This window comes from Okeania sp. SIO1H4 (assembly GCF_010672695.1).
Taxonomy (GTDB): Bacteria; Cyanobacteriota; Cyanobacteriia; order Cyanobacteriales; family Microcoleaceae; genus Okeania; species Okeania hirsuta.
Map to the genome: position 1 here is coordinate 239,470 of NZ_JAAHGB010000005.1, position 16,263 is coordinate 255,732.

Annotated in this window: 8 protein-coding genes; 2 read left to right on the forward strand and 6 right to left on the reverse strand. The window is 37.7% G+C overall.

The features are described from left to right. Window positions 1-2: 2 nt before the first annotated feature. The 5 genes from F6K06_RS03805 to psaA form a co-directional block, all read right to left on the reverse strand. Window positions 3-884: an aspartoacylase gene (locus tag F6K06_RS03805; protein ID WP_124144876.1), complete on the reverse strand. Its 882-nt coding sequence runs from the start codon at window positions 882-884 to the stop codon at window positions 3-5. Between the two features lie 255 nt (window positions 885-1,139). Further along, the gene (locus F6K06_RS03810) at window positions 1,140-2,051 is read right to left on the reverse strand and encodes a D-alanyl-D-alanine carboxypeptidase family protein (RefSeq protein ID WP_124144877.1); all 912 of its coding nucleotides are present in this window, start codon (window positions 2,049-2,051) and stop codon (window positions 1,140-1,142) included. Window positions 2,052-2,508: 457 nt separating this feature from the next. Continuing rightward, entirely contained in the window at window positions 2,509-3,477 is a 969-nt protein-coding gene (locus F6K06_RS03815) for a glutathione S-transferase family protein (RefSeq protein ID WP_124155054.1), read from the reverse strand. 342 nt (window positions 3,478-3,819) lie between these two features. Continuing rightward, complete coding sequence (gene psaB / locus F6K06_RS03820) at window positions 3,820-6,048, reverse strand: photosystem I core protein PsaB (protein ID WP_124144879.1); 2,229 nt, start codon at window positions 6,046-6,048, stop codon at window positions 3,820-3,822. Between the two features lie 108 nt (window positions 6,049-6,156). Beyond that, window positions 6,157-8,412, reverse strand: a complete 2,256-nt coding sequence (gene psaA, locus F6K06_RS03825; RefSeq protein ID WP_287239224.1) for a photosystem I core protein PsaA — start codon at window positions 8,410-8,412, stop codon at window positions 6,157-6,159. A gap of 947 nt (window positions 8,413-9,359) precedes the next feature. Between psaA and F6K06_RS03830 the strand changes: the two genes are divergently transcribed. Beyond that, window positions 9,360-11,927 carry a hypothetical protein gene (locus F6K06_RS03830; RefSeq protein ID WP_287239222.1) on the forward strand — a complete coding sequence of 856 codons (2,568 nt, stop codon included), beginning with the start codon at window positions 9,360-9,362 and terminating at the stop codon, window positions 11,925-11,927. A gap of 213 nt (window positions 11,928-12,140) precedes the next feature. On the opposite strand, the gene bluB is transcribed toward F6K06_RS03830, so the two are convergent. Continuing rightward, entirely contained in the window at window positions 12,141-12,779 is a 639-nt protein-coding gene (gene bluB / locus F6K06_RS03835; RefSeq protein WP_287239221.1) for a 5,6-dimethylbenzimidazole synthase, read from the reverse strand. Between the two features lie 202 nt (window positions 12,780-12,981). Between bluB and ribBA the strand changes: the two genes are divergently transcribed. Beyond that, window positions 12,982-14,769 (forward strand): bifunctional 3,4-dihydroxy-2-butanone-4-phosphate synthase/GTP cyclohydrolase II, encoded by a 1,788-nt coding sequence (ribBA, locus tag F6K06_RS03840; protein ID WP_287308781.1) that lies wholly within the window; start codon window positions 12,982-12,984, stop codon window positions 14,767-14,769. Window positions 14,770-16,263 lie beyond the last annotated feature (1,494 nt).

A 16,263-nucleotide genomic window follows, 5' to 3' on the forward strand; every position in this document is an offset into this window, starting at 1 on the left:
AATTAAAATGTAATTCTCTCTTTTTTTGTCAAACACATAGCAATTCCCTTTTCATAGTAAGCCGCCTCATTAATAAAAACTGGCCATGTAGGAATTTCTTCTTCATAGTAAATTGTTTCGCCATCAAAGGTTAAAAAAATTGGCTCACCTGGAGTTAATTGTTCATAATCTCTCCCTTGTAACTCAGGATGAATCATTGCTGTTATTTCTCCATCTTCAGTCTTAGGATAATCTACAACTTTTAGATGTTTATAGACTATAATATCCTGATTAATTAGATTCAATTTACCTTCATTGAAATTTTCTATAAAATCTAAACTTGCCTGAACTAATTTTTCTGTTTTCTGAAATAAATCTGCTTTGAGAGTACCTTGAGCTATGGGACCTACTTCAATACCAAAACTTAATTCACAAATAGAATTTACAAAAGCATTTTCTTCTCCTGGATTAATCCAGCTATAAACTCTAACATCTGGTTCAACTGAACTTAAATAAGCAGCAGTTTTGAGGTTAAAGGGATGATTATTCGCTAAAACTATTGTTAATCCCATATTAGCAGTGGTGGTATGCAAATCCAAGATAAAATCAAACTTAGGGTTCCCTTTTGGTCCTAGCATTTGATTAATAAATTTTGCTCTAGTTTCTTCATAGTTAGTCTTGTTTTGATTTTCTAAATCCTGGAGTTTAAAGCAACGATTTAAGTCAGTATCAACGTATCTTCTCACCAGTTCAAATGCTTGAGGATTAGCAAATAATATTTGAGTTTCAAAATTAGTTCTACTAATCAAGTCAGGAAATTTTTCAAACTTTTTAACAAGATATATACCTGTAAACTCATTACCGTGAGTTCCACCCACAATTGCCACTTTATTAATTTTTTCCATTTCGATAAATCCCCTGCAAAAATACAATCCATTGATGATTACTCAATTAAATTATCAATATTTGATAAGCAACTGATATTTTCAATTTTTCTCAATCATTTTAGCTCCTGTACATCCCCTATTCAACTACGACCCTGACTCCTATTCACAATTAACTTTAGCAAAGCAGTTTACCAAGTATTTAACAACCAAAACAATAATAATTATTCGTTATCTTTTTCTTTTGGGTTTAATACCCCGCCGTATAAACGGTTTTTACAATTGATTCATATTTGAGTCTCCATCTATTTCTTCTTCCTTCTTGCTTCTTCCTTCTTCAATCAATTCAGTATCTTCTAAAATTAATTCTGACTCTTCAGAAACTATATTAGGTTGATTTTTATAAAAAGTCTCTAGACTATGGCGATCGCCTACATAACGCCAATGCCAAGGTTCATAACCAATATCTTTTTCATCATCAGCAGGTATCATTTCAAAGCTAAAATAAGCAGCATAATTTTGTAGCCATTGAAAAGCTGCTGTCTTTTCAAATTCAACATTTTGGTTAGTTGCTGGTGCATTACCATCTCCAATATCAACAGCATAACCTGTTACATATTCCCCATAACTTAAAGGTGAAATTTGATTGGCATTATTTGTATAATTATCTTCAATATTATTAGTATTGCTCGCCCAATCTTTTAATTCATACTTAGACTGAAACCCTCTCAAAGCCACTAAATTAATACCATCATTTCTAGCAGCATAAAGCATTTTTTTAAATTTTTTCACTGCATTTATTTGCAATCTAATCTCACTATCAGAAGTTATATACTCTAATTCCATTTCTGATACTTGCGAGTAAGGAAAATCTAATAAAGTATCTTTTTTTAGTTCATTTATCGGAGTTTCATTCACAGAAGATGTAGCTACAGTATTTGCATTATCAACTTCAGTTTGAGTTGATGAAGCATTAACTTGATTGAGATTAGATTGAAGTTGTAATCCCAGACTAACTGCTCCCACAACTACAACTATTCCTATCCAACCCCACATCCATTTTTTGCTTTGAGACTGAGCTGGAATAATTTCTTCATCCTTTTGAGGGTCTCGTACTGCTTCAGGAATGTCATCCGCAACAGTTTCTTGGACTAATGATAAATTTTCTGACAGACTTTCGTTGTGCAAAGTTCGACTCCTGCTAGTGAATTTCAAAGTCGTTTCTTACTTTACTAAAAAACTTAAAAGTAAACACGATTAGACCTTAGCATAAGGAAATAATCTTCTCTGAGCAAAGGCCACAGTCACCCTATGGACTAACTCGATAGACACGGGGACGCGGTGACACGGAGACACGGGGATGGAGGCTTTTAATTTATGATATTAAGTTGACTTTTCACCATTTTAGTCAGAGCAAAAGGGACGCTTATTGGCTGAAAAATCAGCAAATTTTGGTAAATTTCACAGCTTCCAAGACTCCCTCATCTCCCGTTCTCTCGCTCATCGTTAATCTACAATACTTTGAAACAGCCCTGCTCCCAGAAGGGGAAGTAGGTAGGGACGTTGTATGCAACGTCCCTACAGAGATAAGTAAACAGGGGAAAATTTGAAGGAGAGGTAATTGTTAATTATTAATTATTAATTATTAATTGTTAAAATCTGGACCTAGAGGAATAATCCCACCAGGATTAAGAGGAAAAAGATTACCATAATAATCTCGTTTAACTGCTTCTAAATTACAAGTATTTGCTATGCCAGGAAGTTGATATAAATTTCGTAGATAAGCACTTAAATATTGATAGTCCTGAATTCGCCGCAAGTTACACTTAAATAGACCATAATAAACAACATCAAACCGGAATAATGTAGTAAACAAACGTACATCTGTTAATGTTACTGTCTCACCACAAAGATACTTACTGCCAGAAAGTGTATTGTCAATTTCATCTAAAGTAGTAAATAGTTCCTTACAAGCTTTTTCATAAGCTTCCTGAGTTTGGGCAAACCCACAACGATACACTCCATTATTAACTGTGTGGTAAATTTTGTCATTCCACTCGTCTATTTTGGTTTTTAATTGTTCTGGATAAAGGTCAAGATGAGGATTTTTGGCAAACCGATCAAATTCAGCATTGAGCATCACAATAATATCTGCACTCTCATTATTCACAATAGTTTTTGTCTGCTCATCCCATAGCACAGGTACAGTGGCACGTCCATTATAACCAGGCTGTGCTAAATTATATAATTCCGGTAGAGTAAAACATCCTTCCTGTTCCTCTTCCAATACCCAAATACCTCGATCGCCTGCTGGAGAAACAATAGTTACTGGAATAGCATCTTCCAAACCTTTGAGCGATCGAACCACCAGAGTTCGATGTGCCCAGGGACAACCCAACCCTACAAATAGACGATAGCGTTTAGTAGCTGGTTGATATTTGTTTTCTGCTTGTATCCCTACTGTTTCTCTAAATAGACTAGCAGGGCGAATATATTCTCCTGAATTATTGCGTGGGGCAAGTTTTGACATCATTATTTGCCAGAGATTTGTCCAAACCCATTTTCCTAGTTTTATTGTTAGAGAAGGTGGAAGTGATTTGCGTTTGTTAACCATTTATTTTTTTTGAATTTAATTAAGTCAACAGCGATCGCAAGGAACGAGTATAAAAATTTTATACTTAATTAACCGCCTTAGTTTCGGACCTACTCCCGGACAAATTGAACAGATTCAAAATATTGGCAAGGCGATCGCAAGATTGATAGCTGTCCCTGGCTTAAACTGTAAAACCTAAGACTATCAACTCATCCCATCAGTTAATCTTTACATCCGTGGCCAAATCCCTGTGTGCCCTATTCTCCCAGTCCTAATATTTTCCACAAAAAAAACCCCCTACCAAAGGCAGGAGGTTGAATTTAATTAACCTACTAAACTAGGTTTGCTGCTAATCTCAAGAAATTAACCAAACTTACCAGCAGTAGAGGCTATCACAAAGGCAGCGTAGGTGAGGACAAAGCCTACTGTGAAGTGAGCTAAACCTACCACACGAGCTTGAACGATAGAAAGAGCAACAGGCTTATCTTTCCAGCGAACTAGGTTAGCTAGAGGAGTACGCTCATGTGCCCAAACAATAGTTTCAATTAGCTCTTGCCAGTAACCACGCCAAGAGATGAGGAACATGAAACCAGTTGCCCAAACTAGGTGTCCGAAGAGGAACATCCAAGCCCAAACAGACAGGTTATTAGTTTCATAAGGATTATAACCGTTAATTAACTGGGAAGAGTTCAACCACAGATAATCACGGAACCAACCCATTAAGTATGTAGAAGATTCGTTGAATTGAGCAACGTTACCTTGCCAAACAGCTAGGTGTTTCCAGTGCCAGTAGAACGTTAGCCACGCAATGGTGTTTAACATCCAGAACATAGAGAGGTAGAAGGAGTCCCAAGCAGAGATATCGCAAGTACCACCACGACCAGGGCCATCGCAAGGGAATGCGTAACCAAAGTCTTTCTTGTCTGGCATTAATTTAGAACCACGAGCATCCAAAGCACCTTTGACTAAAATCAAAGTGGTGGTATGCAAACCTAGAGCGATCGCATGGTGTACCAAGAAATCGCCAGGACCGATGGTTAAGAATAGAGAGTTAGTACCACTGTTAATAGCATCTAACCAGCCTGGTAGCCAAACGTTACCGTAGTTAGGCCAAGCTGTAGCTGCGATGCTGTCTGAATTAGACAACAGCACATCCATGCCGTATAAAGCTTTCCCTGAAGCAGCTTGAACGAACTGAGCGAATACAGGCTCGATCAAGATTTGCTTTTCAGGAGTACCAAAAGCAACCACTACATCATTGTGGACATAAAGACCGAGAGTGTGGAAGCCCAAGAATAGAGAGACCCAGCTCAAGTGAGAGATGATTGCCTCTTTGTGCTGCAATACACGATCCAGCACGTTGCCTTTGTTCTGCTCGGCATCGTAATCTCGTACTAGGAAAATTGCACCGTGAGCAAATGCACCTACCATAATGAAACCAGCAATATACTGGTGGTGGGTGTAAAGTGCTGCCATTGTGGTATAATCCCTGGCAATAAAAGCATAAGGAGGCAAAGCATACATATGCTGTGCTACCAAGGAAGTAATTACACCCAGAGAAGCTAATGCTAAAGCTAACTGGAAGTGTAGAGAGTTGTTGAGAGTTTCATACAACCCTTGGTGAGGCAGGTTGAATTGACCTTCACTCTTACCACCTACCAAACCAGCTTTGGAGTCAAGCATTTCTTTGATGCTGTGACCAATACCAAAGTTAGTCCGGTACATATGACCAGCAACGATGAATAATACTGCGATCGCTAAGTGGTGATGAGCCATGTCAGTCAACCACAGGGACTCAGTTTGAGGATGGAAACCACCCAAGAAAGTCAAAATTGCAGTTCCTGCACCTTCTGAAGTACCAAACACATGGCTAGCAGTATCAGGATTCTGAGCATAAACGCCCCAGTTTCCTGTGAAGAAGGGAGCTAAACCTGCTGGGTGAGGCATAGTTGTCAGGAAGTTATCCCAACCAACGTGCTGTCCGCGAGATTCTGGAATTGCAACGTGAACCAAGTGACCAGTCCAAGCCAAGGAACTAACACCGAACAGACCAGCTAAATGGTGATTTAAGCGGGACTCAGCATTTTTGAACCAAGCGAGACTAGGACGGAACTTGGGCTGGAGGTGTAACCAACCAGCGAACAGCATGATGGATGCCAAGATCAGGAGGAAGATAGAACCCTGATATAGGTCTCCATTTGTTCTCATGCCGATGGTGTACCACCAGTGGTAAACACCAGAGTATGCTATGTTTACTGGGTTAGAAGCACCTGCTTGAGTGAAAGCATCTACTGCAGGTTGACCAAATTGAGGGTCCCAAATCGCATGGGCGATTGGACGTATATTTAGAGGATCTTTAATCCACTGTTCAAAGTTTCCTTGCCAGGCAACGTGGAATAAGCTACCGGATGTCCAGAGGAAAATGATTGCTAGATGGCCGAAGTGGGAGGCAAAAATCTTTTGGTAAAGATTTTCCTCAGTCATACCATCATGGGTCTCAAAGTCATGAGCTGTAGCTATCCCGTACCATATCCTACGGGTGGTTGGATCTTGTGCCAGGTCTTGGCTAAATTTTGGGAATTTTGTGGCCATAAATATTTTATTTAATGTCTCGCGTGTATCTGAAGAATCTTTAGATTGATATTGGGGATTGAGGATAATTCAATCCCCAAGCAAGAATCTTAAAACGCTATTGCATTCTTATCCTACTGAAATTATTCGAGCCAGGAAGAATGCCCAGGTTGTGACAATTCCGCCCAGGAGATAGTGAGCTACCCCCACTGCCCGACCTTGAACGATGCTTAGAGCGCGTGGCTGAATTGCTGGAGCAACCTTTAACTTATTATGAGCCCAAACGATAGACTCGATCAACTCTTGCCAGTAGCCACGACCACTGAACAAGAACATTAAGCTAAATGCCCAAACAAAGTGTGCCCCTAAGAACAACAAACCGTAGGCAGACAGAGCTGAACCGTAGGATGTGAGTACCTGAGAAGCTTGCGCCCACAGGAAGTCACGCAACCAACCGTTAATAGTAATTGCACTTTGTGCAAAGTTGCCATAAGTAATATGGTCTACTGTACCGTCTGGGTATACTGTTCCCCAAACATCTGACTGCATCTTCCAGCTAAAGTGGAAAATCACAATTGATAGGGAGTTGTACATCCAGAACAGACCTAAGAACACATGGTCCCAACCAGAAACTTGGCAAGTACCACCACGACCCGGACCATCACAAGGGAACCGGAAACCTAGTTCACTCTTATCCGGAATTAGACGAGAGTTACGGGCATAAAGTACGCCTTTGAGAAGAATTAAAGCTGTAACGTGGATGGTGAAAGCATGGATATGGTGAACCATAAAGTCTGCCGTACCCAAAGCTATTGGCATCATTGCTACTTTGCCACCTACTGCTACAACATCACCACCGAAAGCTGGGCTAACAGATGCTAAAGCATTAGGGGCGGTATTGCCAGGAGCCAAAGTATGGAGATTTTGTACCCACTGAGCAAAGATTGGCTGTAGTTGAATCCCAGTGTCAGAGAACATATCCTGGGGACGACCCAAGGCACGCATAGTATCGTTGTGAACGTACAAGCCGAAACTGTGGAAGCCTAAGAATATACATACCCAGTTTAAGTGGGAGATAATCGCATCCCGGTGACGAATTACGCGGTCCAAGAGGTTATTAACGTTCTTGGCTGGATCGTAATCCCGAACCATAAAGATAGCAGCATGAGCTCCTGCTCCCACAATCAGGAATCCACCAATCCACATATGGTGTGTGAACAGAGATAACTGAGTTGGGTAGTCAGTAGCAATATAGGGATATGGTGGCATTGCATACATATGATGCGCCACGATGATGCTTAGGGAGCCCATCATTGCCAAATTAATTGCCAATTGAGCGTGCCAAGAGGTTGTCAGAATTTCATAGAGACCTTTGTGACCTTCTCCGGTTAAGGGGCCTTTGTGAGTCTCAAGAATTTCCTTCATGCTGTGACCAATGCCCCAGTTTGTCCGGTACATATGGCCAGCAACAATGAATAATACTGCTAATGCCAAGTGATGGTGAGCTGTGTCAGATAACCACAAGCCACCTGTCACAGGGTTTAAACCACCTTTGAAGGTCAAGAAGTCAGCGTATTCGCCCCAATTTAATGTAAAGAATGGAGTGAGACCTTTAGCAAAACTAGGGTATAACTCTGCCATCAAGCTTCTGTCTAAGATGAACTCGTGAGGTAGAGGAATATCCTGTGGTGCTACCCCAGAATCTAACAGCTTGTTAATTGGCAGGGAAACGTGAATCTGGTGGCCAGCCCAAGACAAGCAACCTAGACCCAGTAAGCCTGCTAAGTGGTGGTTCATCATTGATTCCACATTTTGGAACCATTCCAACTTAGGAGCTTTCTTGTGATAATGGAACCAACCAGCAAACAGCATCAAGGCAGCCATTACCAAGGCACCGATCGCTGTGCAATATAGTTGGAACTCATTAGTTATGCCGGAAGCACGCCATAACTGGAATAGTCCAGAGGTGATTTGAATTCCGTGGAAACCACCACCAACGTCACCATTTAAAATTTCTTGGCCAAATATTGGCCATACGACTTGAGCACTTGGCTTAATCCCGATGGGATCTGTTAGCCAAGCCTCATAGTTGGAAAACTTAGCGCCATGAAAATATGCGCCACTCAACCAGATAAATATTACGGCCAGATGGCCAAAGTGTGCGCTAAAGATTTTGCGCGATACGTCTTCTAAATCGCTGGTATGACTATCAAAGTCATGAGCGTCAGCGTGTAGGTTCCAAATCCAAGTAGTTGTTTTTGGTCCTTTGGCTAAAGTTCGATCAAAGTGACCTGGTTTGCCCCACTTTTCAAATGAGGTGGGTACAGGGTCCTTATCTACGGTTACTTTTACCTTTGCCTCGCGCTCTGGAGGACTTATGGTCATGAAGACTCTCCCCTCTGAAAGAAACTGAACTGAACTATTGATGTTGTCAACATTGATAACATTTGTAACGAATTATCAATATCTTTTGCAAATTTACAGATTTTAGCTGTCTTTTGCAGGAATGCAACACCACACTCTTTAGGTTATGCCAAAAGTATATAAGACTTTGGCTAAATTCTTTCAAATACAATAGATTCGATTTTATCGGTCTGAATGTAAATGAAAGTTCTTTAGGAGATTATAGACTTGCTTAACGAGTATAAGTTGTTTGTTTACAATTATTAAAATTTCTTTAGAACAACTTAATCAGCTATTGTTGCCATTCTCACAGTAAGAAAAAAAAGTCAAGACTTATTATGAGAAAGTTTACAATTCTCAAATTTATAGCGCTACTTGAATCGGGAATCGGGAATCGGGAATAGTAAACTATTAAAGGGTTTTTCCTGCCGGAAAGCTCCGCTAACAGGGTTTAGAAATCTCAAACACCTTAATGCGTAGCGCTATAACTTATTTTTAACATAACTTAATTGAGTATTTTTGCTTACTTTCACAGCATATAAAAAAAGTCAAGACTTATTATGAGAAAGTTTACAATTCTCAAAGTTAACTATTCTTTGAAAACTTTAAATTTGACTAGACAACTAGACCATAAGGACTTTTTTACATTTTGATAAGCTCTACAAATGTTTGTCTCATTATCGAAAAACGAAAAAATATAGTTAATTCCCATCAATAGCAAAAATATTGATTTTAGTGAGAAAATCATCATAAACAACAGAAAAACTGAGAAAACAAATATCAATGTCAACTCTCAATGTATAGGAGTATAGTCCGTGTTTAATATAAACTTGCCCAGAATATACGGCAGTCTTATTTTGGTTTTACAGAAAATATCCTCGCACAAGGCAACAAGAGTGGGACTATGCGGATGTTTCACCCGCCAAGGAATGCGCACTAAAATCGGTACGAGGTATCGCCAAAAGATGCACCTATTAGGACATCAAGATAGGAAACAGGAAACAAAGATCAGAATTTTAGACAAAGAGTCTATTTTTGGATTTTTGACAAATCATCTAGACTTGCTATATCTAAGAAAATTATTAACACTTCTAATAGTAGTAGTTTTAACTTCCGGTTTAGTCAGTTGTAGCGATCGCTTCTCTGAGCGACCTCAACTTAGCGAGGAAAAACCTGTAACGACTTCTAGCTCTAAAATATTGGAAGTTTCGCCACCAGAAATAATTCAACAACTACGTCAAGCGATCGACATTTACAAACCACAAGTTACAATACAAAGTCCTCAACCAGACCAAATATTTGAAGACAATACTATTACAGTACAATTCCAGGTGAAAGACCTACCTACATTCAAGTCAGAATTAGATTTAGGACCTTATGTAGAAGTAATTTTAGACAACAAACCTTATAAAAAAATCTATGACCTCAATCAATCCCTGATTTTATCAGACTTAGAAGCTGGTACTCATACTATCAGAGTTTTTGCTTGTCGTCCGTGGGATGAAAGTTTTAAGAATGAAGGTGCTTATGCTCAAACAACTTTTCATATTTTTACTAAAACCACGAATAATAATCCTGCTCCAAGTTTACCACTATTAACTTACAATAGTCCCTTGGGTGACTATGGTGCGGAACCCATTTTGCTTGACTATTATCTTACCAATGCACCGTCGCACTTAGTAGCACAAGAAGATCCTGAAGATGAAATAGTTGATTGGCGTATTCGTGTTACGGTTAACGGAACCAGTTTTATTACCGATCAATGGCAGTCAATATATTTACAAGGGTTTCATCCAGGAAAAAATTGGATCAAGTTAGAATATATTGATGATGAGGGTAATGCTCTCAATGAGATTTATAATAGCACTATTGCCTTAATTACCTACGAACCAGGTGGACAAGATACTCTCAGCAAAATCATCGCCGGAGAAATTTCACTGAAGGAAGCATATAGTATAGTTGACCCAGAATACATTTATCAGGAAACCCAACCAGGAGTAACTCCAGAATTAGAAATAGAGGAAATTCCTACTACTGAGTCAGAAGAAATTGAAGTAGAGGAAACATTAATTGCACCGAAAATAGAGGATATTACTACTACTGAGTCAGAAGAAATTGAAGTAGAGGAAACATTAATTGCACCGAAAATAGAGGATATTACTGCTACTGAGTCAGAAGAAATTGAAGTAGAGGAAACATTAATTGCACCAGAAATTGAGGAAATTCCTACTACTGAGTCAGAAGAAATTGAAGTAGAGGAAACATTAATTGCACCAGAAATTGAGGATATTACTGCTACTGAGTCAGAAGAAATTGAAGTAGAGGAAACATTAATTGCACCAGAAATTGAGGATATTACTGCTACTGAGTCAGAAATTGAGGAAACTTTTACTGAAGAAGCAACCTCAAAAATAGAAACTACCGAAGCAAACGAACCACCAACAACAAAAGAAAAAATAGGTGAATTTGTGAATAGTGTTAGAGATAGATTTAAAAGTTTTCTGAATAAAGCTACCGAAAAACAGAAAGCAGCAACTCTAGACACAATAGAAACACCAAATGTAGAAGAAAATTTCAATCCGTCAGAAAAATCTGAAGTTCAAGATTCACTTCAGGAAAATGAGCCTCCCAGTTTACCAGAAATAGTAGAAGAAACACCAACACCAGAACCAGTAGAAAAACTGCCTCCGCAAGAAACTCCTACTTTTACCCCAAATGTAGAAGAAAGTAATGAATCAGTAGAAACTCCTTCTACTTCTATACCTGAAGTTGTAGAAGATTTTCCACAAGATACTATTCCAGAATCAGCACAAATTACCGAGTCAAAATCTGAAGAAGTTGTAGAACCTATTCCCACTGAAAGTGATAATTCTACTATTTCTATACCTGAAGTTGTAGAAGATTTTCCACAAGATACTATTCCAGAATCAGCACAAATTACCGAGTCAAAATCTGAAGAAGTTGTAGAACCTATTCCCACTGAAAGTGATAATTCTACTATTTCTATACCTGAAGTTGTAGAAGATTTTCCACAAGATACTATTCCAGAATCAGCACAAATTACCGAGTCAAAATCTGAAGAAGTTGTAGAACCTATTCCCACTGAAAGTGATGATTCTACTATTTCTATACCTGAAGTTGTAGAAGATTTTCCACAAGATACTATTCCAGAATCAGCACAAATTACCGAGTCAAAATCTGAAGAAGTTGTAGAACCTATTCCCACTGAAAGTGATGATTCTACTATTTCTATACCTGAAGTTGTAGAAGATTTTCCACAAGATACTATTTCAGAATCAGCACAAATTACCGAGTCAAAATCTGAAGAAGTTGTAGAACCTATTCCCACTGAAAGTGATGATTCTACTATTTCTATACCTGAAGTTGTAGAAGATTTTCCACAAGATACTATTCCAGAATCAGAACAAATTATGGAGCAAAAACCTGAAGTAGTTGTGGAGTCTATTTCACCTGAAAGTGATAATTCTCTACAATAAATTACTGAAGAAATTGAATCTGAAAATACTCTTGATTCTCCAGAAGAGATAACAGAATAAATTTATATTTACAGTAATTTAAAGGTAAATAAACCACTTATAGAGATGTTATATAAAACGCCTCTATAAGTGAAAAATATCCAGTCTTAATAAGCCTTAATAACGTATTCCAAGACAAAATTAATAGCTGATAGCTGACAGCTGAATGCTTACTTAATAACTGTCATAATAAATCACTGCCTCCTTTAATTTACGCTTTTCCCAGTTAACAATTTCCAGCAAAGGACGTTCTGTGAATTCTGTGACATAACCTAAACATAAATACGCTATTAATTCATTTTCTGGAGGAGCATTGAGAATAATTTTCACCTCTTTTTCATCTAAAATACTTACCCAACCCACACCTATATTCTCCGCTCTAGCCATTAACCACAAATTTTGAATTGCCAGACAAACACTGTACGGTCCAACTTTCTCCATACTTGTTTGACCCATAACAGGAGTAAGTGAAGGTTTATAAAAAACAGCAATGTTAATAGGAGTTGTGGTAATTCCTTCCAATTGAAAATGATTATATAACGGTCTATTTTTAAAGATTTCTTTGGCTTTTTCATTTTCTCTTTCAAAAGATGCCTTGACTTTAGCTTTAATTAATGGGTCACGAATAATTACAAATTCCCAAGGTTGGGAAAAACCAACTGAAGGGCCAAGTAAAGCAGCTAAAAGTAACTGCTCAATTTTTGTATCGGGAATTTCTTCATTAATAAAGTTTTCCCCAAATTCTGTTCGACGATGAACGATAATATCTGCAAGTATTTGACGTTCTTGTTCTGTAAAAATTCTACCTTTCATATTATTTACTTCCAATTATTGTATGATATTTTCTATCTGAAACTCTATTACTTAATAGAGTCTTCAAGTTCCTGTAAGGTATATTCTCAACTATCTATCTAATTTATTCATTCTTGTTACTATACTTCCGTAGCCTAGGAAACCCTATAATCTTTGTATATCGTTATAATCTTTGTATACTTTTAAACATATTTTGAAAAAAATGACAAAATCAGGGAAGCTATCTGTGAATAAACAGCCAAACCAACAATTTCAATTTGACTCCATTGATGCTGCACTAGCAGATATTAAAGCAGGTAAGTCTGTAGTAGTAGTCGATGACGAACATCGAGAAAATGAAGGAGATGTCATTTGTGCAGCTCAATTTGCTACTCCAGACATGATTAACTTTATGGCAGTAGAAGCTAGAGGTCTAATTTGTCTGTCATTGACAGGCGATCGCCTTGACGAATTAGATATTCCACTTATGGTTACTAAAAATACTGACAGTAACCAAACAGCTTTTACTGTTAGTATTGATGCTTCCCCACAGTTGGGAGTTTCTACAGGTATCTCAGCAGAAGACCGAGCGCGTACTATTCAAGCTGTCATTAACCCTACTACCAAACCGGAAGATTTACGTCGCCCCGGTCATGTCTTCCCCATTCGAGCTAAAGAAGGAGGAGTATTAAAACGAGCAGGTCATACAGAAGCTTCTGTTGACTTAGCTAGATTAGCAGGTTTATATCCAGCGGGAGTTATTTGTGAAATTCAAAACCCAGACGGTTCCATGGCAAGGTTACCTCAATTAATAGAATATGCTCAAACTCATAATCTGAAATTGATCAGTATTGCTGATCTTATCAGTTATCGCATCAGACACGATCGCTTTGTTTATCGAGAGGCTGTTGCTAAGTTACCATCGCAATTTGGTGAGTTCCAAATTTATGCCTACCGCAATACTCAAAATAACTCGGAACATGTAGCTATTGTTAAAGGAAACCCAGAAGAGTTTCAGGAAAAAGATGTCATGGTGCGGGTACATTCTGAGTGTCTGACTGGAGATGCTTTCGGTTCTCTCCGTTGTGACTGTCGAATGCAACTGCAAGCAGCGATGAAAATGATTGAAAATGCTGGTGCGGGAGTGGTCGTCTATTTGCGACAAGAGGGTAGGGGAATAGGTTTAATTAATAAAATGAAAGCTTATTCATTACAGGATATGGGATTAGATACTGTGGAAGCTAATGAAAGATTAGGGTTTCCAGCAGATTTGCGCAACTATGGTGTGGGAGCACAAATATTACATGATTTGGGTGTGAAGAAAATTTGTTTAATTACAAATAATCCCCGGAAAATAGCAGGTTTAAATGGTTATGGAATTGAAGTAGTAGATCGAGTTCCTTTGTTAATTGAAACAACAGATTATAATTCTGCTTATTTGGCGACTAAGGCGCAAAAATTAGGTCATATGTTGTTACGCAGTTATTTAGTGACAATTGCTATTAATTGGAATTATCAAAACACAGAAGGAAAATTTGCCGATAATTCTTATATTGCAAGTCTGAAAAATCCGGTTCAACAGCGCTATGAATATTTGGAAAAATTACGCAGTTTAATCAAAGAAGATGATTTTCTGTTGCGGGAAGAAACTAGAGCAGTGGCAACGGCGGTTTTTGCTCAAGCACCTTTAATAGTTAATTTTGGTTTAGAAAAAGCAACATTAATTACATCTGAATGGTATCAACAATCAAATCATCCTTATTTGGAGGCGATCGCTAAAATATTAACAGAAATAGGTAAATGGCCGAATATTTCAAAGTTGGAATTTCTCATCGCTTCTGGTTCCGATCCTATGACTACTTTACAAGTACAGCTCCAGCGTCAGAGTTTTAAAATGACTGAATTATTGACAGTTATGCAGGATTTAGAACCACAAAAAATTTACAGTTTTTTAATGGAGGAGTCAGGAGTCAGGAGTCAGGAGTCAGGAGGGAAGAAAGAACCAGAATAAAGAAGAAGGAATAGGAGGAAAATGTTTACGAATAGAGAAATTAGTATCCGTATTTTTACTTTCATTAGTTTTTCTGACTCTACTGAGATATAGCAACAGTAGTTAAGTAAAAGAATAAATAAATAAGCTCAAGACTTAAAGTATACTTCACGCTTTCTGGGAAGAGCTATATTGCCCTATTCGCAATAAAAGAACAAAGTTTTTAGGTAAGCATTAAGCTATTAGCAGTCAGCTATCAGCAATTAGTAATAAGTAATTAGGGCTGGCTAATTAAATCTAAAAGCATTGACATATAAAGACAAGTGCCTTTTTGGGCTCGAAAAAAGTGTATGGTATCACGTCTAAAACGCTCAAAAAGTTAGTATTTTAGGCGCATAGTTGGGCAGAAAAATCACTGTTACAATTCTTACTCCTACCTCCTCGCTCATTACCATTTCTTCTGTCTCCTACCCCAGCAAAAAGACTTTCCATACGCAAACCCTAATTACTTCTAAGGTTTAGTCAGGGGACTTTACCGAATAATTAATAATTAAATAATTAAATAATTAAATAATTCAGGTTTAAAGCCTCCCCTTTCAAGGGAAAAAAAATAAATTTTTTCCTTTTATTCAATCCTCTTCCTTTTAGGGAGAGGTAATTATCAATTATCCATTATCAATTATCAATTATTGAACAGTAATTTTTATTCTTTCCTCAATTTCAAAGGTTGCTTTTATCTTCCTCAAAATTAATAGCTGATAGCTAATAGCTGACGGCTGTTTGCGCAGCATTCCGCAGGAAATGCTTACGTTTTTAGATATATCTAGATTTACCTTTTCAAATCAAATCTAGTTAATATTAAAATTCAACAAATCAAGTTTTGTTATGTCTAGTTGAATACCCACAAATCTGGCTTATGAGGGAACAGGGAACACCTGAGCTAGGGGAAATTTGAGAGATTGTCTCTGGAGAGAGAAGAACTTTTTTCCGGTTGTGTAAGTGCCTATTTTAATGAGGGTTGATATTTAGATATCAATCTTTCCAGCTCATTTCCGAGTAAGTAAAACATTATTTTTTAGAAAAAAGCCAAAAATAACTATTGCGGCATACGCAATAAAAGAACATAAACCATGATATATCTAGACTTGAAAAATAAAATTAAACTGCCTTAACATTAAATTTCTAAAATAAAGTTACATATCAATCTTTCCAGCTCATTTTCGAGCAAGTGAAACATTATTTTTTAGAAAAAAGCCCAAAATGACTATTGCGACATACGCAATAAAAGAACAGAAGCCTTGATATACATATACTTGAAAAATGAAATTCAACCGCCTTAAACCTAAGTTCCCAAAATAAAGTTACATATCAATCTTTCCAGCTCATTTTCCAGCAAGTAAAACATTGTTTTTTAGAAAAAGCCCAAAATGACTATTGCGACATACGCAATAAAAGAACAGAAGCCTTGATATACATATACTTGAAAAATGAAATTCAACCGCCTTAAACCTAAGT